The 23,373-nt window shown below is 72.2% G+C and carries 16 protein-coding genes; 6 read left to right on the forward strand and 10 right to left on the reverse strand.

Annotated features, from left to right (window positions below):
• Positions 1 to 104: 104 nt before the first annotated feature.
• Positions 105 to 437, forward strand: a complete 333-nt coding sequence (locus ACFYV1_RS19355; protein WP_389396711.1) for a DUF2530 domain-containing protein — start codon at positions 105 to 107, stop codon at positions 435 to 437.
• A gap of 107 nt (positions 438 to 544) precedes the next feature.
• Complete coding sequence (locus tag ACFYV1_RS19360; protein ID WP_389396712.1) at positions 545 to 2,995, forward strand: HAD-IC family P-type ATPase; 2,451 nt, start codon at positions 545 to 547, stop codon at positions 2,993 to 2,995.
• A gap of 72 nt (positions 2,996 to 3,067) precedes the next feature.
• Here ACFYV1_RS19360 and ACFYV1_RS19365 read toward each other — a convergent pair whose 3' ends face one another.
• The 3 genes from ACFYV1_RS19365 to ACFYV1_RS19375 all read right to left on the reverse strand — a co-directional run bounded on the left by ACFYV1_RS19365 (position 3,068) and on the right by ACFYV1_RS19375 (position 6,329).
• On the reverse strand, positions 3,068 to 3,805 hold the full coding sequence (locus ACFYV1_RS19365) for a hypothetical protein (RefSeq protein WP_389396713.1): 738 nt from the start codon (positions 3,803 to 3,805) through the stop codon (positions 3,068 to 3,070).
• Positions 3,806 to 4,002: 197 nt separating this feature from the next.
• Positions 4,003 to 4,407 carry a VOC family protein gene (locus ACFYV1_RS19370; protein WP_389396714.1) on the reverse strand — a complete coding sequence of 135 codons (405 nt, stop codon included), beginning with the start codon at positions 4,405 to 4,407 and terminating at the stop codon, positions 4,003 to 4,005.
• 320 nt (positions 4,408 to 4,727) lie between these two features.
• Positions 4,728 to 6,329: a S8 family peptidase gene (locus ACFYV1_RS19375; RefSeq protein WP_389396715.1), complete on the reverse strand. Its 1,602-nt coding sequence runs from the start codon at positions 6,327 to 6,329 to the stop codon at positions 4,728 to 4,730.
• A gap of 710 nt (positions 6,330 to 7,039) precedes the next feature.
• Here ACFYV1_RS19375 and ACFYV1_RS19380 point away from each other — a divergent pair.
• The 3 genes from ACFYV1_RS19380 (at position 7,040) to ACFYV1_RS19390 (ending at position 11,532) form a co-directional block, all read left to right on the forward strand.
• A complete protein-coding gene (locus tag ACFYV1_RS19380; protein WP_389396716.1) occupies positions 7,040 to 10,024 on the forward strand; it encodes an ATP-binding protein in 2,985 nt (994 codons plus the stop codon).
• Between the two features lie 200 nt (positions 10,025 to 10,224).
• Complete coding sequence (locus ACFYV1_RS19385) at positions 10,225 to 10,875, forward strand: 1,4-alpha-glucan branching protein (RefSeq protein ID WP_389396717.1); 651 nt, start codon at positions 10,225 to 10,227, stop codon at positions 10,873 to 10,875.
• A gap of 48 nt (positions 10,876 to 10,923) precedes the next feature.
• Entirely contained in the window at positions 10,924 to 11,532 is a 609-nt protein-coding gene (locus ACFYV1_RS19390) for an HAD family hydrolase (protein WP_389396718.1), read from the forward strand.
• Between the two features lie 223 nt (positions 11,533 to 11,755).
• Here the strand turns inward: ACFYV1_RS19390 and ACFYV1_RS19395 are convergent, their stop codons facing one another.
• From ACFYV1_RS19395 to ACFYV1_RS19425, 7 genes are all read right to left on the reverse strand, one after another.
• Positions 11,756 to 11,983: a hypothetical protein gene (locus ACFYV1_RS19395; RefSeq protein WP_389396719.1), complete on the reverse strand. Its 228-nt coding sequence runs from the start codon at positions 11,981 to 11,983 to the stop codon at positions 11,756 to 11,758.
• A gap of 336 nt (positions 11,984 to 12,319) precedes the next feature.
• A complete protein-coding gene (locus ACFYV1_RS19400; protein ID WP_389396720.1) occupies positions 12,320 to 13,546 on the reverse strand; it encodes a S8 family peptidase in 1,227 nt (408 codons plus the stop codon).
• A gap of 361 nt (positions 13,547 to 13,907) precedes the next feature.
• Complete coding sequence (locus tag ACFYV1_RS19405; protein WP_389396721.1) at positions 13,908 to 14,183, reverse strand: hypothetical protein; 276 nt, start codon at positions 14,181 to 14,183, stop codon at positions 13,908 to 13,910.
• 106 nt (positions 14,184 to 14,289) lie between these two features.
• Positions 14,290 to 14,724 carry a hypothetical protein gene (locus tag ACFYV1_RS19410; RefSeq protein ID WP_389396722.1) on the reverse strand — a complete coding sequence of 145 codons (435 nt, stop codon included), beginning with the start codon at positions 14,722 to 14,724 and terminating at the stop codon, positions 14,290 to 14,292.
• Between the two features lie 447 nt (positions 14,725 to 15,171).
• Positions 15,172 to 16,263, reverse strand: a complete 1,092-nt coding sequence (locus tag ACFYV1_RS19415) for a cation diffusion facilitator family transporter (protein ID WP_389396723.1) — start codon at positions 16,261 to 16,263, stop codon at positions 15,172 to 15,174.
• A gap of 194 nt (positions 16,264 to 16,457) precedes the next feature.
• Positions 16,458 to 19,601, reverse strand: coding sequence for a sacsin N-terminal ATP-binding-like domain-containing protein (locus ACFYV1_RS19420; RefSeq protein WP_389396724.1), 3,144 nt, complete (start codon positions 19,599 to 19,601; stop codon positions 16,458 to 16,460).
• Between the two features lie 929 nt (positions 19,602 to 20,530).
• On the reverse strand, positions 20,531 to 21,475 hold the full coding sequence (locus ACFYV1_RS19425; protein ID WP_389396725.1) for a DUF3027 domain-containing protein: 945 nt from the start codon (positions 21,473 to 21,475) through the stop codon (positions 20,531 to 20,533).
• 398 nt (positions 21,476 to 21,873) lie between these two features.
• Here ACFYV1_RS19425 and ACFYV1_RS19430 point away from each other — a divergent pair, with 398 nt between their 5' ends.
• On the forward strand, positions 21,874 to 23,226 hold the full coding sequence (locus ACFYV1_RS19430) for an MFS transporter (protein WP_389396726.1): 1,353 nt from the start codon (positions 21,874 to 21,876) through the stop codon (positions 23,224 to 23,226).
• Positions 23,227 to 23,373: the final 147 nt, after the last annotated feature.

Here is a 23,373-nt window from a genome sequence, read left to right on the forward strand (position 1 = left end):
GAACATATGAACGAAAGATCGCTATCTCCGCGCGTAGACCCTTGCGGTTACCGGGTCGCCACGGGCCCCTCTGTGCGCACTCCCGACCCACCTACACTGTGCGCATGGCGAAATGGACCCCCCGGCACGAGGCACCCGAACCCCTGGAGGGGCCGATCGTCGCCACCATCACGGGCGGCACGATCCTCTGGTTCGTGATGTTCCTCGCCCAGGTCCCCTTCTACGGCTGGTTCGCCGACCGCGACCTGACCTGGTGGGTGTGGACCTGCCTGGCCGGCGCCGGCCTCGGTCTCATCGGCATCTGGTACGTACGCGGCCGCGACGCGGCGATCAAGCGGGCGACGGCGACAGCGACGGCCGCAGGCGCGGCCTCGGGCACGGCCACGGGCGGCACCGGACCGGGGCAGCCGGACACGGGCGCGGGCGCGTCCGCCTGACGGTCGCCGGCAGGCCGTAGTGCCCAGGGACCAACCACGTCCTACCACGGTCTGATCTTCCGCCTTTTCAGGCGGTGACCCCCCACTCCCCGCCGTACCGTCGGAACATGACTCAGCGGGCGGACACAGCAGCCGACGACCCCGATCGGGACCCCCTCGCCGCCAGAGGCACCGCCAGAGGCCCCGGCAGAGGAACCGGCAGAGGAACCGGCAGCGGCGGCGGACCGGCCGCCACCGGACTGACGTCCGCCGAGGTCGCCGAACGCGTCGCACGCGGCGAGGTCAACGACGTACCCGTACGCAGCTCCCGCTCAGCCGTCGACATCGTCCGCGCCAACGTCCTCACCCGCTTCAACGCCATCATCGGCGTCCTCTGGGTGATCATGTTCTTCGTCGCGCCGATCCAGGACAGCCTTTTCGGCTTCGTGATCATCGCCAACACCGGCATCGGCATCGTCCAGGAGCTGCGCGCCAAGAAGACCCTCGACTCGCTGGCGGTCATCGGAGAGGCGAAGCCGCGGGTACGGCGGAACGGCGTCGCCACCGCGATCTCCACCTCGGAGATCGTCCTCGGCGATCTCGTCGAACTCGGTCCGGGTGACAAGGTCGTCGTCGACGGCGAGATCACGGAGGCGGACAACCTCGAGATCGACGAGTCACTGCTGACCGGCGAGGCCGACCCCGTGCTGAAACAGCCGGGCGACCCGGTGATGTCCGGGAGCTTCGTGGTCGCGGGCGGCGGCGCCTTCACCGCCACGAAGGTCGGGCGCGAGGCGTACGCCGCGCAGCTCGCCGAGGAGGCCTCCCGCTTCACGCTCGTCCACTCCGAACTGCGCTCCGGGATCTCCACGATCCTCAAGTACGTGACGTGGATGATGGTCCCGACCGCGATCGGCCTGATCATCAGCCAACTGGTGGCGAAGGACAACAACTTCAAGGACTCGGTCGCGAGGACCGTCGGCGGGATCGTGCCGATGATCCCCGAGGGCCTGGTCCTGCTCACCTCGGTCGCCTTCGCGATCGGCGTGATCCGCCTCGGCCGCAAACAGTGCCTGGTGCAGGAACTGCCCGCCATCGAGGGCCTCGCCCGGGTCGACGTCGTCTGCCTGGACAAGACCGGCACCCTCACCGAGGGCGGCATGGACGTCACCGAACTGCGCCCGCTGAACGGCGCGGACGAGGAGCGAGTACGCACCGTCCTGGGCGCGCTCGGCGCCTCCGACCCACGGCCGAACGCCTCGCTGCAGGCCGTCGTCACCGCCTACCCGGACGGCGGGCACCACCGCTGCACCGCCGCCCTGCCCTTTTCCTCGGCCCGGAAGTACAGCGGCGCGATCCTCGCGGACGGCGACGGGGCGAGTACGACCTGGCTGCTCGGCGCGCCCGACGTGCTGCTGCCCGCGGGCGACCCCTCCCTCGTCGAGGTCGACGAACTGGGCCGTCAGGGGCTGCGGGTGCTGCTCCTCGCACAGGCGCGGGGCGCGCTGGACGCGCCCGGGGAGAAGACGGCGGCCGCCCTGGTCGTCCTCGAACAGCGCCTGCGCCCCGACGCGTCGCAAACCCTCCGCTACTTCGCCGACCAGGACGTCGCGGCGAAGATCATCTCCGGTGACAACGCGGTGGCCGTCGGCGCGGTCGCGGCGAAGCTCGGCCTGCCGGGCGCAGGCTCCGCACTCGACGCGCGCGACCTGCCGGCGAAGCGCGAGGCGATGGGCGCGGAACTGGAAGGCGCCGCGGTCCTCGGCCGGGTCAGCCCGCGGCAGAAGCGCGACATCGTCGGCGCGCTCCAGTCCCGCGGCCACACCGTCGCCATGACCGGCGACGGCGTCAACGACGTCCTGGCACTGAAGGACGCCGACATCGGCGTGGCGATGGGCGCGGGCTCGGAGGCCACGAAGGCCGTCGCACAGATCGTCCTGCTGAACAACAGCTTCGCGACGCTGCCGTCGGTGGTCGCGGAGGGCCGCAGGGTCATCGGCAACATCACCCGCGTCGCCACCCTGTTCCTGACCAAGACGGTCTACTCGGTGCTGCTGGCGATCCTGGTGGTCTGCAGCCAGGTCGAGTACCCGTTCCTCCCCCGTCATCTGACTCTGCTGTCCACCCTCACCATCGGTGTCCCGGCCTTCTTCCTGGCTCTGGCTCCCAACAGGGAGCGGGCCGAGCCGCACTTCGTACGAAGGGTGATGCGGTACGCGATCCCGGCGGGTGTGATCGCCGCGACGGCGACCTTCTCCGCGTACCTGCTGGCCCGCTCGCACTACGCGGGCCCCGGCTCACTGGCCGCGGAGACGAGCGTGGCGACGCTGACGCTGTTCCTGGTCGCGATGTGGGTCCTCGCGATCATCGCCCGCCCGTACACCTGGTGGCGGATCGGCCTGGTTGCGGTGATGGGCCTGGGCTTCCTGCTGGTGATGGTGGTGCCGTGGCTCCAGGACTTCTTCGCGCTGCGGCTGGTGGGCACGACGATGCCGTGGGCCGCCGTCGCGATCGCGGCCGCGGGTGCCGTGCTGCTGGAGGTGTCGTGGCGCGTGGTGGGCCGGCGCGTCCCGGCCTGACCGGGACGGCTTGCCCCACCGGGACGCCCGGTGCCGCCGTCGCCGCTGCGGCACGGGCCCGGCGGCCGGCCGTCAGGCGTGGGCCCAGTCCTGCGGCGCGGGTGAGTGGTAGAGGGACTCGATGTTGTCCGGCACCGGTGTGCAGAGCGTCTCCTCGTTGCGGCGGTGCCGGCCGGACTGCATCGGCTCGCCGTCCCCGCTCCTCGGTGCCAGCCGCCCCTCGGCGGCCAGGTACTGGGCCCGCAGCAGCAGCGCCCTGGCGCTGAGGCCCAGCTCTTCCGCCACCGTCTGCAGGTCGAGTCCGGACTGCCAGCTCCATTGGAGTACGGAGTCCATGCCGGGCGACCAGACCACGGAGTCCTCCACGGGCCGCACCATGTGCTCGACCGGCGGCGCGGGCACGGGGGCCGGAACCGGTCCGGGCACGGGGGCGGGGACCGGTCCGGGGGCGGGGACCGGTGTGTCCACGCGCGGGTGGGGGAACGGGATGTCCCGCGCCACCGGCTCGTCCTCGTGCGGGACCGGTGCCGCACGGTGTTCCGGACGAACGGTGAGGATGTGCTCCGCCACGGTACGGGCGTCGGCCTTGCCGACGGTTCTCCGGGCGACGCGGACCTCGCGGGCGTTCAGGCCCATCAGATCGGCGACCGCTCCGTCACTGCCGACCGTGACAGCGAACGCGGCGAGCGTACGCGCTCGGTCGGTATGCGCCTCGTCCAGGATCGCCCGTGCCTGCCGCACTTTGTCGTCGCTGCTGCAGAACGCCTCGGCCAGCAGCGAGTTGCGTTCCCAAAAGTCACGTGGTTCCACGCCGAAGTCAACGATCTTCCACGGCGAGGGACACCTGACCGACCGCCGAATGACTACAGCGGCGTAACTGCCACATAGTTGGCAAATGCTACTGAACAGGTGATGGACAATCACATCGCGCCACGGTGCCCTGGCGTCACCGACGAGTGGCGGCCGCGCCGCGCAGGGGGTCTGTGCGCCCCCTGCGCGGCAGGGTCCTACGGCCGTGCGTAGGGCCGGGTCATGATCTCCATGTTGTGGCCGGAGGGATCGTCGAAGTACGCGCCCTTGCCACCGAACAGGCGGTTGATCGCGCCGGGTTCGGTGTGGTTCGGGTCCGCGTAGTAGGTGACCCCGACCGCCTCCAGGCGGGCGATCATCGCGTCGAACAGGTCGTCGGGAACCTGGAACGCGTAGTGCTGGCTCTGGATCGGTTCTCCGGCCGTCTCGTAGTAGTCGAGTGTCACGCCGTTGCCCAGGTCGACGGGCAGGAACGGGCCGAACGGCGCGCCGACTTCGAGGCCGAGGATCGCGGCGATGAACTCGGCGGAGAGCCGCCGGTCCTTGGCGTAAACGGCGGTGTGGTTGAGCTGGACGGTGGTGACGGACTGCTGATGGCGCATGTGTGGTGACTCTCCAGGTCTTGGTTCCTCACGGGACGAAGCAGAAGTGGAGAGGGAACGGCGGGGCTCTGGCCCGCCTCGCGCTCACGCAGAGGCCGGGCGCCGCTCTCGTGCATGGCCCATGGCCGACCCGGCAGTCACCCGACCACCATAGCCGCCGCCCGGTGATGAGGTGGCCACGTCAGAAGCGTCGCGTCGGAAGCGGTCGGCAACGGGTGGACGCGAAGACGTCGGCCCGTCATCGGTGAGCGATGACGGGCCGACGCCGTGGGCCGTCCGGGGCGGCCGCCCGCGCGGGCCGGCGAGCCAGGCGGTACGGGTCAGAACTGGAGCGACCAGCCGGCGATGTTGCCGGTGTCGTTCTCCCAATTGTCCGAGACGCGCAGCTTCCAGGTGCCGTTGGCGGTCTCGCCGGAGGCGTCGACGGTGTAGGTGGCCTGGACGTTGTCGGCGCTGTCGTAGCTGCTGTAGCCCTTCAGCACGTAGACGGAGCCGTCGGGTGCGACCAGTTCCACCTTCAGGTCACCGCGGTAGGTGTGGCGGATGTCCACGGTGACGGACAGGTCGGCGGGGGCGTTGCCGTCGATACCGGTGACGGTGATGGGCGACTCGACGGTGGCGTGGTCGAGGATCTGGTAGCTGTCGGTGTTCTCGAACTTCTCGCCGGTGGGCGGCGGGGTCGTGTCACCGGTTCCGGTGTGGAGCAGCTTGTTCGGGGATCCGGTACGGGCGTCGGTGACCTTGTTGGCCGTGGCGTCGGCGAGCAGCTTCTCGCGGACCTGGGCCGGGGTCCACGTGGGGTTGGCGGAGAGCAGCAGGGCCGCCGCGCCGGCGACGTGCGGCGAGGCCATGGAGGTGCCGCTTTCCGACCGGGAGGCGGTGTCACCGGCGTTGGACGTGGAGACGATGCTGTCGCCCGGGGCGAAGATGTCCAGGCAGGAACCGTAGTTGGAGCCCTGCCCGTTGCTCCAGCCGGTGGCGCGGGCGTCGCGGCTGTTGGTCGCCCCGACCGTGATGGCCGACGGGGTGGAGGCCGGTGAGTACTGGCAGGCGTCGGCGTTGTTGTTGCCCGCTGCCACGACCCAGGTGATGCCGGAGGCTATGGAGGCCGCCACCGCGTCGTTCACCGACTGGGTCCTGCCACCGCCGATGCTCATGTTGGCCACGGCCGGCTTCGCCCCGTTCTCGGTGACCCAGTCGATGCCGGCGAGGACCGGGGCCCAGGTGCTGCCGGAGGTGCCCTGGCAGTTCAGCACCCGGACGCTGATCAGCTTGACGCCCTTGGCGACGCCGTAGGAGTTGCCGCCGACGGTGCCCGCGACGTGGGTGCCGTGACCGTTGCAGTCCGAGGCGTTGGAGTCGTTGTCGATGAAGTCGTAGCCGCTGACCGCGCGGCCGCCGAAGTCCCGGTGGGAAAGACGGACGCCGGTGTCCAGGACGTAGGCGTTCACGTCGGAGGCGGAGGTGGCGTAGCTGTAGGCCCTGTCCAATGGCAGGTCGCGCTGGTCGACGCGGTCCAGACCCCAGGAGGGCGGGTTGGTCTGCGTGTCGACCGCGTAGGCCACTCCGTCGGCCTCGACGCGGGCCACGGACGGGTCGGCGGCCAGTTCCCTGGCCCGCTGCTCGGTCATGTTCACCGCGAAACCGCGCAGGGCCGAGGTGTAGGTGTGACGCAGGCTGCCGGCATGTCTCTTGGCCAGCGCCTTCGCGGAGGCGGGCACGTCGGCGCGGGCCACCGAGTCCTTGAAGGTGACGATGTACGAGCCTTCGACCGCGCCGGGGCGGTCCGCGCCGACGATGCGGCCTTCGCCACCGCTCGGCGGAGCGGGAACGGCTCCGGCGGTGGCTGCGGCCCCGAGGAGCAGGGCGGCACCGGCGCCGGCGGCGAGGGCCCGCCGCGCGACGCGAGCGTCGAACTTCATGTTGTCTCCCTTGCAAGCTGTCCGGACCCGGTTCGAAGCCCGGTGGGGGTGGCCCCCGTCGCCCCGCCCTGCTCCGGACACCCCGTTGGGAGCGGGGGTTCGCGGCAGAGCGCCTGCCGGTCCACCAGGACCGGCATGTCGAGACCATGACAATGACTCGCGGCGGCCGCACGGACACCTGCGGCTCTCGGCGTCCACGAGCGGTGGGCACGGCGATGGGGGTGGGGAGCGGTGCCCGCACGGAGTGGAGGTTCCGTGCGGCACCGATCCGGCCACGTCGAACGGCTGTTGCCGCCGCTCGCCCTCGTACGGTCCGCTCCTGCCGGCCGGATGTTGCGGTGTACGAGGATGACGTCACCGGACCGCCCTGAGCTTCAGCCATGGGCAACGGGCCGGCAATCCGTAGCGCTACCCAAAGATTGAACCGGCGCGCCGTCGCGGGACGCGGCACCGCGCGGGAGCGGGCCGTACGGGTCGTCGCAGGGCGCGGCTTCGCGAAGCGGCCCGTACCGGCCGGCGGTACGAGGCTCGGTTCCGGCCATTCAGTAGGTGGTGAACCCCTATTGCTTCGTGCGCCACCCGGCAGGTAGACCCCTTCGGGACGGACGCCACGGTCCGGCCGGGCCAGGGACCGGATCACAGCGCCCGGCCCCGGCGCGGCTCCGGAGCGCGAGCCGGCCTCGGGGCGAGCTGGGGGTAGGAGGCAGAGCGTGGACGGACGTTCTTTCGACGCGGAACGCCACGAAGCGACGCCACGAAGCGGCGTGTTCGCCGGGCGGGGCCAGGAGACCGAGCGGCTGCGGCAGGCGCTGCGAGAAGGGCCGGGCCTCGTGGTCGTGAGAGGAGAGGCCGGGACGGGAAAGTCCCGGCTGGTCGACTCGGTCCTCGGCGCGCGGGAGTTCACGGAGTGGACGCACTTGCGCGGATCGTGTCCCGACACGGCCGGCGCGGTGCCGTTCGGCCCCGTCGCCGACGCGCTGGCCGGGCTGCCGCACCGGCCCGGCTCGCTCGACGGGCCGCTGCCCCCGGTGGCCGGCGCCTTGGGTCTCGTCGTACCCGAGCTGGCCGACCGGCTGCCGGCGCCGCCCCCGTCGGCGACCGACCCGGAGGTGCGGCGCGGGCTGCTGCCGCGCGCGGTCGGCATGCTGCTGGCCGCGCTCGGGGACGTCGCACTGGTCGTGGAGGACGTCCACCGTGCCGACCCCGCGACCCTCGGCGTCCTGCGGCACCTGATGGGCGCGATGCCGCCTCGGCTGCGGCTGATCGTCACCGAGAGCACCGCCCCCGGGCTGCCGGTCCTCGGCGTGCACGCACCGGGGCGGCTGCGTGTCGAGGAGATCGACGTCCGGCCGTGGCTGCCCAAAGAGACGGAGGAGTTCGTCCGACGGTGGCTCGGCAACCACCCTCAGGGGCGGATGCAGGAGCAGCAGGAGCTCGCCGCGCTGGTGCACGAGCTGACCGGTGGTCTGCCCCGGGTCGCGGAGGCACTACTGCGGGCCGCCGGGGAACTGCTGCGGGCGGGAGAGGCGGACAGTGGACGGGCCGCCGTGGCCGACACCTGGACCGAGGGAAGGGGCGGTCCGCAGGCGGGATCGTGGCTCGTGGCCGTGCGGGAGACCGGCGTACCGCTGCGCGTGCGTAGGGACTCGGCCCACCGGTACGCGCGGCTCACCGAGGACGCGCAGCGGATCGTCGAAGCGGTGGCCGTCCTCGACCGGCCGGTGCCCCTGGACGTCCTCGCCCAGGTGGCGGGCGTCCCGTCCGGGCGGGCGGAGGCGGCCGTGGACGCGTGTCTGCGCGGCGCTGTGCTGCGGGCCGCCGGACCGGCCCCCGCCTTCCGGTGTCCGCTGGACCGCCTGGCCGCGCTGGCGCGGGTGCCCGGCCCGCGGCTGTCACGGCTGAGTCTGCGCGCCGCCCGGGCACTGCACCGAAGTGGTGAGTCCCCAGTGCCATTGGCCGATCTCGCCCGGCTGTACAAGGCGGCGGGACGAGTACGCGAAGGTCTCAGGTGCCTTGTCGTGGCGGCCGACCGGGCGGCCGCCACCGGCGACTACACCACTGCCACCAGCCTTTACACCCGGGCCATCGCCGAGGACGTACGCGCCGAAGGCCGCATCCGCACCGCCGCGAAACTGGCCGGCACCGCACAGCCCGCCCGCGCCGACGAACGCGTGACGGCCGCGATACGGCGGGTGCTGGACGAGGACGACCCGCCGCCGCGGCTGCGCGGCGAGATCCGGCTGCGGCTGAGCGTCGTCCTGCGCAACCAGAGCGGAGGGGCGCTGGACAGTCTCAACGAGATCGCCCGCGCCATTCCCGACCTGGAGGCGGCCGACCCGCAGACCGCCGCCTGCGCCATGGCCGTCGCCGCCATCCCCTCCATCAAGGGCTGGCCCATCAGCCGCCACCAGTTCTGGCTGGACCGGGCGGAGGCGCTGGCCGATCAGGTCACCGACCCGGTGAACCGGGCTGCCATGGCCGCCAACCGTGCCACCGCCCTGATGCTGCTCGGTGACCCACGGGCCTGGTCCGCCGCCGAGACGCTGCACGGTCCGGCCGGCACCGCCCAGGGGGCCACCCACCAGGCGCGGGGCTGGGCCAACCTGGCGCACGCGTCCACCGCCCTGGGGTACGGCGTACGGGCGCGCGAGTTCCTCGACCGGGCCGCCGACGGACTCGCCGACACGAGCAGTTCCTACCTGGAAGGGCTCACCGAGACGGCCCGCCTGGTGCTCGCCTGGCACGAGGGCCACTGGCACGGCCTGCACACGTCGGCCGACCGGACCACCCGGCTCTATCAGGACATCCCCGACCTGACCGCCGAAGCCATGCTGATCCGCGGGCTGACGGCACTGCACGTGCTCGGCGATGTCCCAGGGGCCCGTCGCGACCTCGCACAGGCCGCCCGCACGACCCGCTACGACACCGGCGTCATTCTCACCGCCTCGGCCGCCGCCACCGCCCGGATCCACCTGGAGGCAGGGCGGCCCGGGCAGGCGTGTGACGCGTTGGAGGAGTCCCTGCACCGGCTGGAGCAGACCGGCGGCTGGGTGTGGGCCGGGGAGGTGGCGCCCACTGCCGTGGAGTCCCTGCACCGGAGCGGGCAGACCGAGCGTGCCCACCGGCTGGTCGCCGACTTCGCCGCCGGGATCGCCGAGTGGGACACGCCTGCCGCCCGGACCGCACTGACCGTGTGCCGGGCACTGCTCGCCGAGGCCGAGGGCCGGCCGGCCGAGGCCGTCGGCCTGCTGGTCGACTCGGAAGCACGCTGGCGGCGGCTCGGGCGTCCCTTCGACGCGGCCCGGGCGGCCGAAGCCCGCGGGCGCTGCCTGCTCGACCTGCGCGGGGAGGCCGCGGCCGACTGCATCCACCAGGTGATCGACGTCTACCGGGAGTTGGGCGCCCGCTGGGACCTGGCCCGCTGCCGGCGGCTGCTGCGCCGCCACGACATCGTCACCACCCACCGCCGCGGGCGGCTCGGCTACGGCGACCAACTGTCGCCCCGCGAGCGGGAGGTTGCCCGTCTGGTCGTCCAGGGGCGGACCAACCGGGACATCGCGGAGAGCCTGGTGCTGTCCACCCGGACCGTGGAGCACCACGTCGCGCGTGTCATGCGGAAGCTGAACGTCACGTCCAGGACCGGCATCGTCCTGATGGGGCAGGAGGACGGCGGGGCGGTGGCCCACCCGCGATAGACCCCTCGACCGCCCCTCGACGCGCCGTTCCACGGGATGCCGGCGCGGGCGTCGAGGCGCATCCTCGGCATGACCCGCAACAACGACTGTCCGGACTCTTCACCATCCCCTCACCGCGGACCCCGCCGGCAGAGGACCGATCGAAGCAGGGCGAGGGCCCGGAGAGGGAATCATGGACGGCCGGGGGGAGTTCACCGGTCATGGCTGTCATCCACAGAACGACCATGACCCCCGGCAAGCTGGAGCTGCTCGCGGCCTGGCTTCCCACGCGGCCCTGGTACCGGGGCGCGGCGCGGCCGGAACTGACCAGGGCCGGAGGCTTTCGGCTCGACGACCCACAAGGTGCGGTGGGGATCGAGTTCATGGTGGTCGCGGACACGTCCGGCGACGAGCCGGTCGCGTACCACCTGCCGCTGGCCTATCGCGGGGTGCCGCTCGACGACGCCGCTCGGGACGCGCTCGTCGGCACGGGCGAGCACGGCGTACTGGGCAAGCGCTGGGTGTACGACGGGGCGCACGACCCGGTCGTCGTGGACCGGGTGCTCGCCTTCGTCCAGGGCCGGGCAAAGGCACAGGCCCAGAACGTGTCGGACACCCTCGACCCGACCGTCACCGGCCACTTCGACGGCACCGGTCCCTCGCCGGACACCGTGCCGGGTGCCGTCACCGACGGACCGGACGGCACGGCGGTCGCGCTCGGCAGTGGGCTGTTGACGCTCAAGGTGACACGTGTCCTGCGCCCCGCGGACGACACCTTTGACGCCGGCGTCCACGGACATGTCACCGCCGACTGGCACCTGCCGGACGGCACGGAGCACCGGGGCCGGTTCTTCGTCCTGCGCGACAACTGACCGCCCCTCCGTCGGACCGCGGACCTGGACATGAGGAGGTGGGCCGGGATGCACCGGCGCTGCGTGATCTTCGACATCGGCGGCGTACTCGAGATCACCCCGGACACCGGATGGGTGCCACGGTGGGAGGGGCGTCTCGGGCTGCCGCCCGGCACGGTCAACCGACGGTTGGGCGACGTGTGGGAGGCCGGAGGCGTCGGGGCGACAAGTGAACGTGATGTGTGGGAGCAGGTGGCGACCCGACTTCAACTGGACATGTCACTGGTCGAAGAGTTCATGGCCGATCTGTGGGACGAGTACCTGGGGACCCCCAACGACGAGCTGCTCGCCTACGTCCAAGCCCTGCGCAAGCGGTGCAGGTTGGGGATCCTGAGCAACAGTTTCGTCGGCGCCCGGGAGCGGGAGACGGCCGCCTACGGCTTCGACGAACTCGTCGAGCACATCGTCTACTCGCATGAGATCGGGCTGGCGAAGCCCGACCCGCGGGCGTTCGAAGTGACGTGCGCCCGCCTGGAAGTGGCCCCAGCGGACTGCTTGTTCATCGATGACGTGGCCGTCAACGTCGCAGCTGCCGAGCGGGCCGGTATGCAGGGGCACCTGTTCACGGGCAACGCCCTGGCGGTCGCGCGCATCGAAGAACATCTCCGCGCCGCGTGATATCCGGTCCGCAGAGCCCGGTGCACACATTCACACAGATTCCGCTTACGAATCCGTCACCCAAGCGCGAAAAGAGCGGTGACCCCCAGAATTCGAGTTTCGCAGCACGCGCAGAAGGCCCCGGGACTGGGTGTCCCGAGGCCGGTCTCGCCATCACGGTCCGCCCATGAGCGGACGGGGCGAGAATTGCTCGTGGCCGTAAAGGCTTTGAGGCTGGTATTCCTCAGATGCCGGTCGTCTGCACCGAGACGAGACCGCTGACCGTGCCGGTGACCGCGGCGACCGGGACGACGGAGGCGACGGCCTGGGCAGCACCGACGACGTCGCCGACGTTGACGGCAGCACCGTAGCCGTTGACACCGGCGTGGGCGCTGGCGACGCCGCCGGAGATGCCGTCCAGCTCGCTGTCGGAAATCTCGGCGGTCTCAACAGAGGTGAAGTCGTTACGCACTTTCTCTCCCTTTCACATCGGACATTCCCGGGGACCTGTCGACCCGAACACACGTCAAAGAAACAGGTCGGCGCAGAAGTTCGCCAGACGCCCGGAGCGGGTATCGGAGATCACGAGCCCCGCACCACAGGATCAGATCACGCCAACGGACCAACCGGCAACGTAGGTTCCGTTTCTAATCGTGAATACTTCTTCACGACAACCCCAACTGATGTGCACGTCCTGCACTCACGCCGGGGAGGGCAATCCCTTTAAAGCGAATGGGGCGTGAGATGTCGTCAGATGTCCCATCCCCGTACGTCGAGGCGCAGATGATCGGGATTGCGCCGCCGAGGGCTACGGGCCGGTGTTCAGAAGCCGGTCGGGCGAGCCGAGCCGGTCGGAGACGACACCGGTCGTGGCCGCGCCGATGAGTGCGGCCGATACCGCGCGCGGGGTGGCGGCCGGATGACCGGCCAGGTACAGGGCTGCCGCGCCGGCGACGTGCGGAGCCGCCATCGACGTACCCCAGTCGGCGAGAAAGGCTCGGTCGCTGCTGTTCCAGGCCGAGACGATGGCATCGCCGGGAGCGAAGATGTCGACGGCCGGGCCGTGGTTGGACAGTTCGTACCGTGCGTCGTCCTTGGTGGTCGCGCCGACCGTGACGGCTTCCGGCACCCGCGCCGGGGAGTAGGCGGCGGCGTCCCTGTTCTCGTTGCCGGCGGCGACGGTGTACGTGATGCCGGATGCGATTGATCTCTGTACGGCCCGGTCGACAACAGGGTCCGCGCCACCGCTGATCGAGATGTTGGCGACTGCGGGTTTGACGGCGTGCCGAGTCACCCAGTCGATGCCCGCCACCACCTGCTCGGTGCTGCCGTTGCCGAGTCCGTCGAGCACCCGCACCGCCACGATCTCGGCCTTCTTGGCCACGCCGTACTTCTTGCCCGCGGCGATGGCCGCGACATGGGTGCCGTGCCCGCTGTCGTCCTGGGCCACGGGGTCGTCGTCGACGGCGTCGTAGCCGTACGAAGCCCGCCCGCCGAACTCCTGATGGGTGATCCGGACACCGGTGTCGATGACGTAGACAGTGACGCCCTCCCCGGCCTTGCCGGGGTGGACGTATCTGCTGTCGAGCGTCCGGGACCTCTGGTCGATACGGTCCAGGCCCCAGGACGCCGGGCGGCGTTGCACGGCCTGCGTATGGAACGTTCGGTTCCGCGTCACCGACAGGACCGCCGGGTCCTTGGCGAGTCTTCTTGCCTGAGCCTCGGTGGCCTGCACGGAGTAGCCGTTGACGGCAGTCCGGTAGACGCGCACGACGGTCGTCCCGTACTTCTCGGCGATCGCCCTGCCCGCGGTCGACCCGGACAGGACGGCGGAGTCCTTGAGCATCACGATGTAGCGGCCGGAGGCGGTGTCGCCCTCGGCTGTGCGGGCCGTGGATGTGCCGGCCGTGGATGTGCCGGCCGTGTGCCGCCCGTCCGGCACGGACGGGGAGATGGTGTTCGCAACGGCCGGCTGAGCGCCCGCGGAAAGCAGACCGGCGGCCACAACGGCCGCGGCCTTGCGGAGAAACGTCATTGGGGTTCTTTCGGGTGGCGGCAGTGGGCGGCGGCACGGTGCCTGGCCGTTCGGCGTCGCCTTCGCTCCAGTCGACGCCGACGCCGACGCCGACGCCTTCGCTCTTGCCGACGCCGACGCCGTCCTGTCTCAGCCAGGACCCGGCGGGCTGCCGGCACCGCTCGTCGGGAATGGCCGGACACCCGGGCAAACCGTGCCGCGCCTACGGCAGTTCGGGTAAGGTTTGCGATGCGTTATCGCAAGGGGGAGGAAGTCCGGAAGGGCGGCCCGAACAGGCGTGGAAACCGAAAGGTTGCCATCCGGGCTTCTTCCTCCGATTCGAATTCCGCCGGGCAGCTGGAATGCACGTGCAATTACCGCCTCAGCGCATCAGCAGGCTGACCGTCTGCCAGACGAGTACCACATGCGCGACAAGGCAGTATCCCCATGCGGCAGGACGGCGGCTTCCCTTTCGGACCACGGCCGCCCAGCCGACGGCCAGCAGGACGAGCGACGCCCCGCAAAGGCTCCAGGAAATGACCTGCCACGGCGTGGACAGGTCCGTGAGCAGCCTGATCGCCACCACCGGCGCCAGCATCAGGAGAGGCAGCATCCAGGTGCCCTCGGTCGCGGTGCGGGAAGGTGTCATGTCGGTCATCCGGATTGCTCCCTGTCTGTGGTTCCGGCGCGGGCGGGGAGGCCGGGGGCTCCCCGCCCGCATCACTCGGCAGCCGGAGCGGGCGCGACAGCGCGCCCGGCCCTCATCAGTGCAGAGCGTTGTAGATGTCCACCAGGGTCAGGCCCGGGGTGACAGCACGAAGCGGGAGCTTCTGGTACCAGGTCAGGCCGTCGTACCACTTCTTGAAGGTGCTGAACTTGCCGCCGACGGCCTTGGCGAAGCCGCCGACCTTGCTGAAGGCCGCCCTGATGGCGCTCCACTTGCTCGCGGCGGAGAACTCGCCGCTCGCGATCTTGTTCATCTCGGCACGCTCGGCGTCCGAGAGGCCGGCCGCCAGCGGGCCGGCGAGCAGGGTACGGGCCGCCTGCTGCGCCTCGGTCTGCTGCGTGGCCGGGACCGTCTGGGTCACGGCCACGGGGGCGTGGGAGACCGGAGAGGCCTGGGCCAGGCCGGCGGTCCCGCCGAGGGCGATGGCGGCGACGGCAGAAACGGCCGCCATGCGCAGGGTGTTGCGGTTCATTGAAAGGAAATCCCTTGCGTCGTCGCAAGAGGGAGGAAGCCCGAAAGGGCAACCCGAACAGGCGTGGAAACCGAAAGGTCCCCCCGGACTTCTATCCCCCGATTACTGGTCTTCGTCGAACTCCCCATGGTCAGTGAGGAATACGACCCGTCCGGCGTCGTGGTCTTCGAACACCGGACAACGAACACATTACCCGCTGGTTGATCACTTTGCCACCGCGACGACCGGCAATGCCGCACACCTGACGGCAGTTGGCGCGCGTGACGGTCGATATCCCGCTCCGGTCCGCGAACTGAGCGCCCATCATGTAAATGGCAGCCGGGGAGGCGCACCGGCCGGTGGGCCCGTCCCAGCCCTGCTCGCCGACTTCCCCGGCCGACCCCTCAGACGCGTGCGATCAGTGCGTACCGCTCGTCCGTCACCGGAGTCGGTCATCCGTCGATGCTCTCAGCCCCCACTGACAGCGGCGTGATGAGCGAGCGCCGCGTGCGGGTCCTCCCCGACGGGTCCGTGGTCGATGTGGACGGTGGCCGCGGTCAGCCTGGGCACGGCGTGGATCAGGGCGTGTTCGGCCGCGACGGCCAGTGAATGCGCCTGCACGACGGTCAGTTGCGCATCGACCACGATGTCGGTCTCCGCCCGCAGCTCGTGGCCGATCCACCGCATCCGTACCCGGCCGGTGTCCAGCACGCCGTCCACACCGCGCAGCGCGGCCTCCGCGGTGTCGACGAGGGCCGGGTCGACCGAGTCCATCAGGCGTCGGCAGACCTCCCGGGCGGCGTCCTTGAGGACCAGCAGGATGGCGACGGTGATCAGCAGGCCGACGACCGGATCGGCCCATGGAAGCCCCAGCGCGGCGCCGCCCGCCCCCAACAGGACGGCCAGCGAGGTGAATCCGTCGGTACGGGCGTGCAGACCGTCCGCGACGAGCGCGGCGGAGCCGATCCGCCGGCCGGTGCGGATGCGGTAGCGGGCCACCCACTCGTTGCCCGCGAAGCCGACCAGCGCGGCGCCGGAGACCGCCCACAGGTGGGTGATGTCCCGCGGGTGCAGCAGCCGCTCGACGGCCATGAACCCCGAGAGCGCCGCGGATGCCGCGATGGCGGCCACGACGACGATGCCGGCCAGGTCCTCGGCCCGACCGTATCCGTACGTGTAGCGGCGGTTGGCGGCGCGCCGGCCGAGCAGGAAGGCGATGCCCAGGGGGACGGCGGTCAGTGCGTCGGCCGCGTTGTGGACGGTGTCGCCGAGCAGCGCGACCGACCCCGACAGCGCCACGATCACGGCCTGGGCGACGGTGGTCGCGCCCAGCACCACGAGTGAGATCCACAGCGTGCGCATCCCGGCGCGGGACGTCTCCATCGCGATGTCGATCTTGTCGCCGGTCTCGTGGCTGTGGGGCCGGAGAAGATGCGTCAGGCGATGCCGCACCCCACCGCGCGCCGAACCGCCGTGGTCGTGGTGGTGATCGTCGTGGTCGTGGCGATCGCCGTGGGCGTCGTGGTGCTCGTCCCGATGAGTGTGCCGAATCCCCGCCATGGCACTCACCGTCGCACAGGAATCACATTGCGGCTACAGCTGTCATACACGCCCTGACCAGGTGCGATTCTCTCGCAAGTACGGGCGGGGAGCAGCTGCCCCCCGCCCGCCCGGCTCGGGCGTACGCGACGTTCCCCGGCGCCCCGCGTCACGGCGGTCCGCTCGGGCGCGGGGAACGGACGGCCCCGGCTCCCCTACGCGTCGAACCAGCGGTCCCGCGCCAGCTCGTCCGTACGCGACGGGTCCTCCAGCAGTGCCGCGACCTCGAAGCGGCGCGGCCACTGGCCCGCCGCCCAGGCCAGTCCCGCCGCCACGCCCTCGAGCGTCGCGGCGTGCAGCACGCCGTCGGACGTACGGCGCCAGTCCAGCTCGATGCCGCCCGCCACGAGTTCCTCGTGCTCGACGTACGACTCGGGCGTCGCAGGGCCGAGCAGGACGCGGACGGAGTCCGGGACGTCGTGCTCCTCGCCCTCCGTCGTGACCTGCGCCTCGACCGTCTCGCTCAGCCGCCGCACCTGGAAGAGGTCCGCCAGGTCCTCGGCCCGGGTCGGGGCCACGGGGAGCAGGGGCAGCCCGGTGGCCAGGGGCAGGAGGTCGGGGGTGTCGGCGACGACCGCCTCGGCCGCGTCCACGACCCGCACCTCGCCGTCCACTACCGCCCGCAGCTCGTCGGGCAGGGTGACCTGCTCCGGGTTCAGGTCGGCCAGGGCCGTGTAGAGGGCGTGCAGTTGGCGGCCCGTCACGTCCCGGTCCGGGTCGGCCAGCCGCGACAGCAGCTCCGCCGCGCCGCCGGGCTCGTCGAGGAGCGCGGCCACGGACGTACGGACACCGAGCGCGTGCAGCACCGGCGCGTCCTCGAAGCCGGTCGTGTCGGCCGACTCGTACAGGCCCTCCAGCAGCGGGTCGGCGCCCGACGCGCGCAGACCGGCCGGGCGGCGGCCGTCGAGCACCGGATGGTCGCGCAGCCACCACGCCGTGTACGGGCGCACGGTCTCGGTCGTCCCGTCGGGCAGCAGGATCCGTACGCTCTGGGTGAGCGCGTCCCGCAGCGGCGGCTGCGCCAGCATGGCGAGCGCCTGCGGCCAGCAGTCGTCGTCGACCAGGTCCAGGTCCCGCACGGCGACGATCTCCGTGGCGACCGGCGGCACCGGCGTGTCCGGCAGCCGGTCGAGCACGTCCTCGCACCACACGTCGACGGCGTCCAGCAGACCGGCGTCGTCGGGCTCGGCGAAGTCGCCGTCGCGGGGCTCGAGTTCGTCCGGGTCGAGGACGACGTCGGTGGCACGCACAAGAGCGAAGTTGGCCAGCACGCCGCACGCGGCGAGCGGCTGCTCGCCCCAGCGCTCGGCCAGTTCGGCGTCGCACAGGGCGAGCTCGCCCTCCCGCATCACCGAGGCGAACGGGCTTCCCGGCAGGACGAGTTCACCGGCCGGGGCCGGCTCGCCGTCCTCGTCGGGCAGAGCGAGCGCGCCGAGCCACGGCTCGTCGCCCGGCTCGAGCTCCGCGTCGCGCACCAGCGCGAGCACCGTCTCCGCCAGTTCCTCCGCGTCGAGGGTGTCGGCGTCCTCGTCCCACACCTCGCCCTCGTCGAGGGAGGCCGCGACGGCCGCCCGCACCTGCGGGGTCGTCAGTACGGCGCGCGGCGTGGCGGGCAGCGCCCCCAGCTTCTCAAGCAACGGGTGGACGGCGTCCGGGTGCACCACCTTCAGACCGAGCCGGGCGAGGTCGGCCGGGGTGTCCGCGAACGGGAGCAGGGTCTGCCGGGGGCCGATGGTGGTGCGCGAGTCCGCCAGGGGGACGGGCAGCCCGGACAGCCGGTCCGGGTCGACACCGGCGAGGCTCTCGTACAGCCGTCGCCACCAGGCCGGTTCGCGTTCCAGGCCCGCGAGGCGGTCGATCGCCTCGATCAGCGGCACACGCGCGACTCCCAGGGTGCGCAGCTCCACGCGGCGCTCGAGACCGGCGGGCAGCAGTGTCGGCATCACCTCCGCCAGTACGCGCACGGTGTCCGTGCCCGCCCCCTCCAGCACCTCCGCCTCGATGGGCCGCAGGCCGTCCGTCGTCACCCGGTCCGGCAGGCCGGTGTCCTCGTCCGAGATGTCACGCGGGGCAGCCGCCTCGAGGAACGCGACGCGCGGCAGCCGGCCGAGGATCGCGGCGCGCAGCTGCCCGTCCAGTTCGCCCTTGCCGAGCGGGCCGGGCACGAGGTCGATGACGCCGGTCGTCACCGGCTGCCAGCCACCGAGAAGCTCGGCGTACGCGTCGGCCGCACGCTCGACCAGGAAGTCGGTGAGGGGGCCGGGGGCCGGGTGGCGGCGGGTCGTGTCCAGCGGCAGCGAGGCGATGAGGAGCGCCGGTACGCCGAGGGGTTCGTCGGTCGGGGTCGGCGCGTGGACCACGGGCTGTGTGCGCGGGCGGACGGGTGCGCCGTCGTCGTCGACGGGCACGGCCCAGGTGACGGCCCAGTGCGGTCGCAGCCGCTCCTCCACGGGACGGTCGGCGAGCAGCGCGGGCTCGATCGCGCCGCTGCGGCTGACGACCCGCCAGCGGCGCTCGCCCTGCGCGCTGTCCTCGACGCGGACGTGGGGCTCCTGCTCGTAACGCTTGAGAACCCGCACCGAGTCCGGCGTTTCGACGACGATCTCGGCGAGACCGGGGAGGGTGAGGAGCAGCGCGTCGTCGATCGCGGCGAGGAGCCGTTCGACGAGGTCGCCGGCTGCACCGTCGCGCAGCGGCAGCACGACGACCGTGTCGTAGCCCTCCGGCGCGGTTCCCTCCGCGGGCAGCGGGAGACGCAGCAGGGGTACGTGGCCGTCCCGCCTGCGCAGTTCGTCACCGAGACCGGGACTCGCCTTGGCCACCTCCGCGGCCAACTCCCTGGCCTCGGCCAGGGACCAGCGCACGCCCCCGTGGCGGCCGACGACGGCGGGCTCGTCGCTGACGGCGAGCACGGCGGCGAAACCGACTCCGAACCGGCCGACGGCGGCCTCGTGGCCCTCGCGCTTGGCGGAGGCGCGCAGAGTGCTCAATGATTCGACGCCGGTGGCGTCGAGGGGTGCGCCGGTGTTGGCCGCCGCCAGCACGGTGGGCTCCTGGCCGTCGCCCGGCCGCAGGGTCAGCCGCAGACGGCCGGGGACACCGGCACGGGCGGCTGCGTCGGCGGCGTTCTGGGCGAGCTCGACGACGAGGCGGTCGCGGTAGCCGCCGAGGGCGAGATCCTCCTCGGCGTTGGCGTCCTCACGGAAGCGGGCGGGGCTCGCGCCCCACGCGTCGAGCACGCCGCGCCGCAGCCGCGCCGTCCCGAACGGGTCGGCCCACTCGGTCGTCCTGACGCTCACGCTGTGCTCCGCTCTCTTACGGCTCTCGGATACGGCTACGGCCGGCGGGCCGCTGCCCGACTGCCGATGGGCCCGAAGGTACCGCGTACGGGGTTGGCGCGAGACGCTGGCCGGACGGGTGTGGCGGTCCGCCGCGCGGAGCCGTGCCCCCTCGCCGCCTTTCGGCCTGGGGCATGCCCCAGGCCCCGGTGCTGCCCTGCGGTCGGCACACCCCACTTCGCCCGGCCCCCGCGGAGCCCAGCCACATCACCGCGGAACGGGGGCAGGCCCCGAACCCCCGTGCCACCTGCGGTCGGCACACCCCACTTCGCCCGGCCCCCGCGGAGCCCCGCCACATCACCGCGGAACGGGGGCAGGCCCCGAACCCCCGTGCCACCTGCGGTCGGCATACACCGCGCTTCGCCCGGCCCGCGCGGAGCCGACCACACCACCGCGGACCGGGGCAGGCCCCAAACCCCCGTGCCATCCCGCGATCGGCATACACCGCGCTTCGCCCGGCCCGCGCGGAGCCGACCACACCACCCCGGACCGGGGCAGGCCCCAAACCCGTGCCGCCCTACGGTCGGCATACACCGCGCTTCGTTCGGGTGCCCTCGCGGGCGGTGTCTCAACTCCCGAGACGGGGGTGGTCGCGTCGCGCGCCGCGGGTACGGGGTGCGCCCTGCGGGTCGTGCCGGCGGGGCGTGTTTGCGCCGGGCCTGTCCCCTTCCCGTCCATTCCCCGCTGCACCGATGTGCGGCCCCACCACCTGGTGGGCCGGCACGGATCCGTGCACCGCGCGGCGCTGGGTGTTTCGGGGCGCTGCCCCGGACCCCGCGCCTCAAACGCCGGCGAGGCTGGAGTTGCCCGCCGACGGGCCGGGGCGCTCCCCTGCGCCTGGCGGCGTGGGAGGTACGCCACCCACGGCCGCCGGCCCGCAGGGCACGTCGCTACGAGTGCCCCAGGTCCTCCGACGCTCCGTCAGCCTCGTCCGGCACGGAGCCGCCGTCCCGCGCCGGACGGAGCGGGAATTCGTCCGCCGCCATCGAGTCCAGCACCGGGGGCGCCGGAGTCGGCGGCTTCGGCATCACGGCCGCCTCCGAGTGCCCGCCGCAGCCGTAGGTCAGGGACACGACGTGCCCGTCCGCCGGCGAGAACTCGTTCGCGCACACGCCGAAGGCCTGCCGCAGGGAGCCCGCGATCGGCATCAGGAAGGCGCAGGTGACACAGGCCGCCGGGGCCGCCTGCGCCATCGGCGTCTTCGCGCCGAAGGACTCCTCCCAGCGGTCGGCCGCCGTGTGCAGCCCGTAACGGGACAGCACGCGGGCCCGGCGCATGCCCAGTTCCTCGGCGAGGGCGGCGATCTGGCCCCGGCCGTTGTTCGCCGTCGCCTCGATCGCCGGCCTGCGGTCCGTGAGCTCCGCGTCCTCCGCCTCGACCCGCTCGACCAGGTCGTGGGACGGCGGGTGCTCGGCGAGGACCGAGTTCGGCGGCGGCTCGTCCTCACCGGTGTAGCCGGGCTCCAGCCGCAGGTCGTCCGCCTCTGTGGGCAGCAGGTCGCCGGGGCCCATGTCGCCGGGTCGCAGCCGTTCGCTCCACGGCACCCACTCCGGGGCCAGCAGCGCGTCGGGGCCCGGCAGCAGGACGGTTTCGTCAAGGGTGACGACCTTGGCCCGCGAGGCGCGGGTGACGGTCACGGCCCAGCGCCAGCCCCGGTAGCCCATCTCCTGGCACTCGAAGAAGTGCGTGACGACCCGGTCCCCCTCGGAGACGAGCGACACATGCTCTCCGACCACCCCGGGGGCGGCGGCCTCCTCGGCCGCCTTCCGGGCGAGGTCTACCGCCTCGGCGCACAGACGGTCAGGGGTACGGCTTCGCGTCGTCGCAGCACTCACTAGTCTCGCTTCTCTCCTACGCCGTCTCACGGATGCGCTCGGCCGATCACGAGGTACGGGTGAGGGCGGCGCACGGAGCGGACCAGAGGGCCGCATCGACGTCCGCACGCCCGGACCGTCCTGATCCCGGGCACACCTAACGTCATCCATTCTGCGGGATGCCGAAGAGGCGCGCGGCCGAGAACAACCGCCGGTGGCGCGCTACGCACGCTACCCCTTCCTACGCCCGCCGCCCACCTGCCCGCCCCAACACGGGACGAACCGGCGGCCTCGAAGGGGCTCCGCGGACCCGTCACAGAGCGGTCCAGGCCTGCGCCGATGACCCGGCAAGGAGAAAACACGCCGCACCGCGGCATTCGTTCGGTTCGGGGCGGCAGGGGTTGGGGCACTATGACGGGGTGGCAGCCGCAAGGTCGTCCCATGGACACGGCCCGGTCCGCAGGGCGGGCCGGGCGGTGGGCCGTGCCCTGCACCTCCCCTTCACCGGCACCGCCCGCGGCATCCGCAGGGCGACCCACGCCCACGGCGCGGGCGAGTCGGGTCTCGGGAAGCTGATCGAACTGCACGCCGTGAACGGCGCGGGCGACGTCATGATCACGGTCGCCCTCGCGTCCACGGTGTTCTTCTCCGTACCGACCGACGAGGCCCGTGGCCGCGTTGCGCTCTACCTCGCCGTCACACTGGCGCCCTTCGCCCTGCTCGCCCCGGTGATCGGCCCCCTCCTCGACCGCGTCCCGCACGGCCGGCGCGCGGCCATGGCGGGCGCGATGCTCGCCCGCGCGCTGCTGGCGCTCATGATGTCGGGCGCCGTCGCGACGGGCGGCCTGGAGCTGTATCCGGCGGCGCTGGGTGTACTGGTGTCATCGAAGGCGTACGGGGTGGTGCGCAGCGCCGTCGTGCCACGCCTGCTGCCACCGAAGTTCTCGCTCGTGAAGGCGAACTCCAGAGTGACCCTGGCCGGTCTCCTCGCGACGGGAATCGCGGCACCGGTCGGGATCGGACTGCAGCAGATCGGGCCGAAATGGCCGCTGTACGGGGCGTTCGTACTGTTCATCCTCGGTACGTTCTGGGCCTTCACGATGCCGCCCAAGGTCGACTCGGCGAAGGGCGAGACGTCGGTGCACATGCTCGCCCACGGCGAGAAGAAGCCGACCCTGCGCACGGTCGGCCCCTCGGTCCTGCACGGACTCCAGGCGAACGCGGCGCACCGCGCGCTGTCCGGGTTCCTGATCTTCTTCCTGGCGTTCCTGCTGCGGGAGCATCCGCTCTCCGGACAGTCCGCCGCGGTCTCGCTGGGAATGGTGGGCGTAGCGGCGGGCACGGGCAACGCGCTGGGCACCGCCGTCGGGGCCTGGCTGAAGGCGCGCGCACCGGAGGCGATCATCGCCACGATGCTGACGCTGGTCCTGGCGGCCGCCGTGACGGCGGCGATCTTCTTCGGCACGGGCATGGTGGCGGTACTGGGTGCGACGGCGGGCCTGTCCCAGGCGCTGTCGAAGCTCTCACTGGACGCGGTGATCCAGCGAGACGTCCCGGAACAGGTCCGCACGTCGACGTTCGCCCGGTCCGAGACTCTGCTGCAGATGGCGTGGGTGGTGGGCGGCGCGATCGGCATCGTGCTGCCGCTGAACGGCGTGGTCGGCATGTCGGTGGCGGCGGGAGTCGTCGCGGCGGGCGCGCTGACGGCGGGCCGCGGCCTGCTGGGCGCGGCGCGCCACCGCGGCGGCGCGCCGCGGGCCCGCGTCGCATAGCCCGGGCCACCCCCACCTGCGGCCCGGCCGAAACCGATGCCGCCCACCGGCCCCGGCACCCCCCGCCAGACGGTGCACCGCCCCACCGGAGCCGAGACCACCCGCCGAACCGTGCACCACCCAGCCGCAACCGGGTTCCACACCGCA

The sequence above is a fragment of the Streptomyces sp. NPDC003023 genome (assembly GCF_042888225.1).
GTDB lineage: Bacteria > Actinomycetota > Actinomycetes > Streptomycetales > Streptomycetaceae > Streptomyces.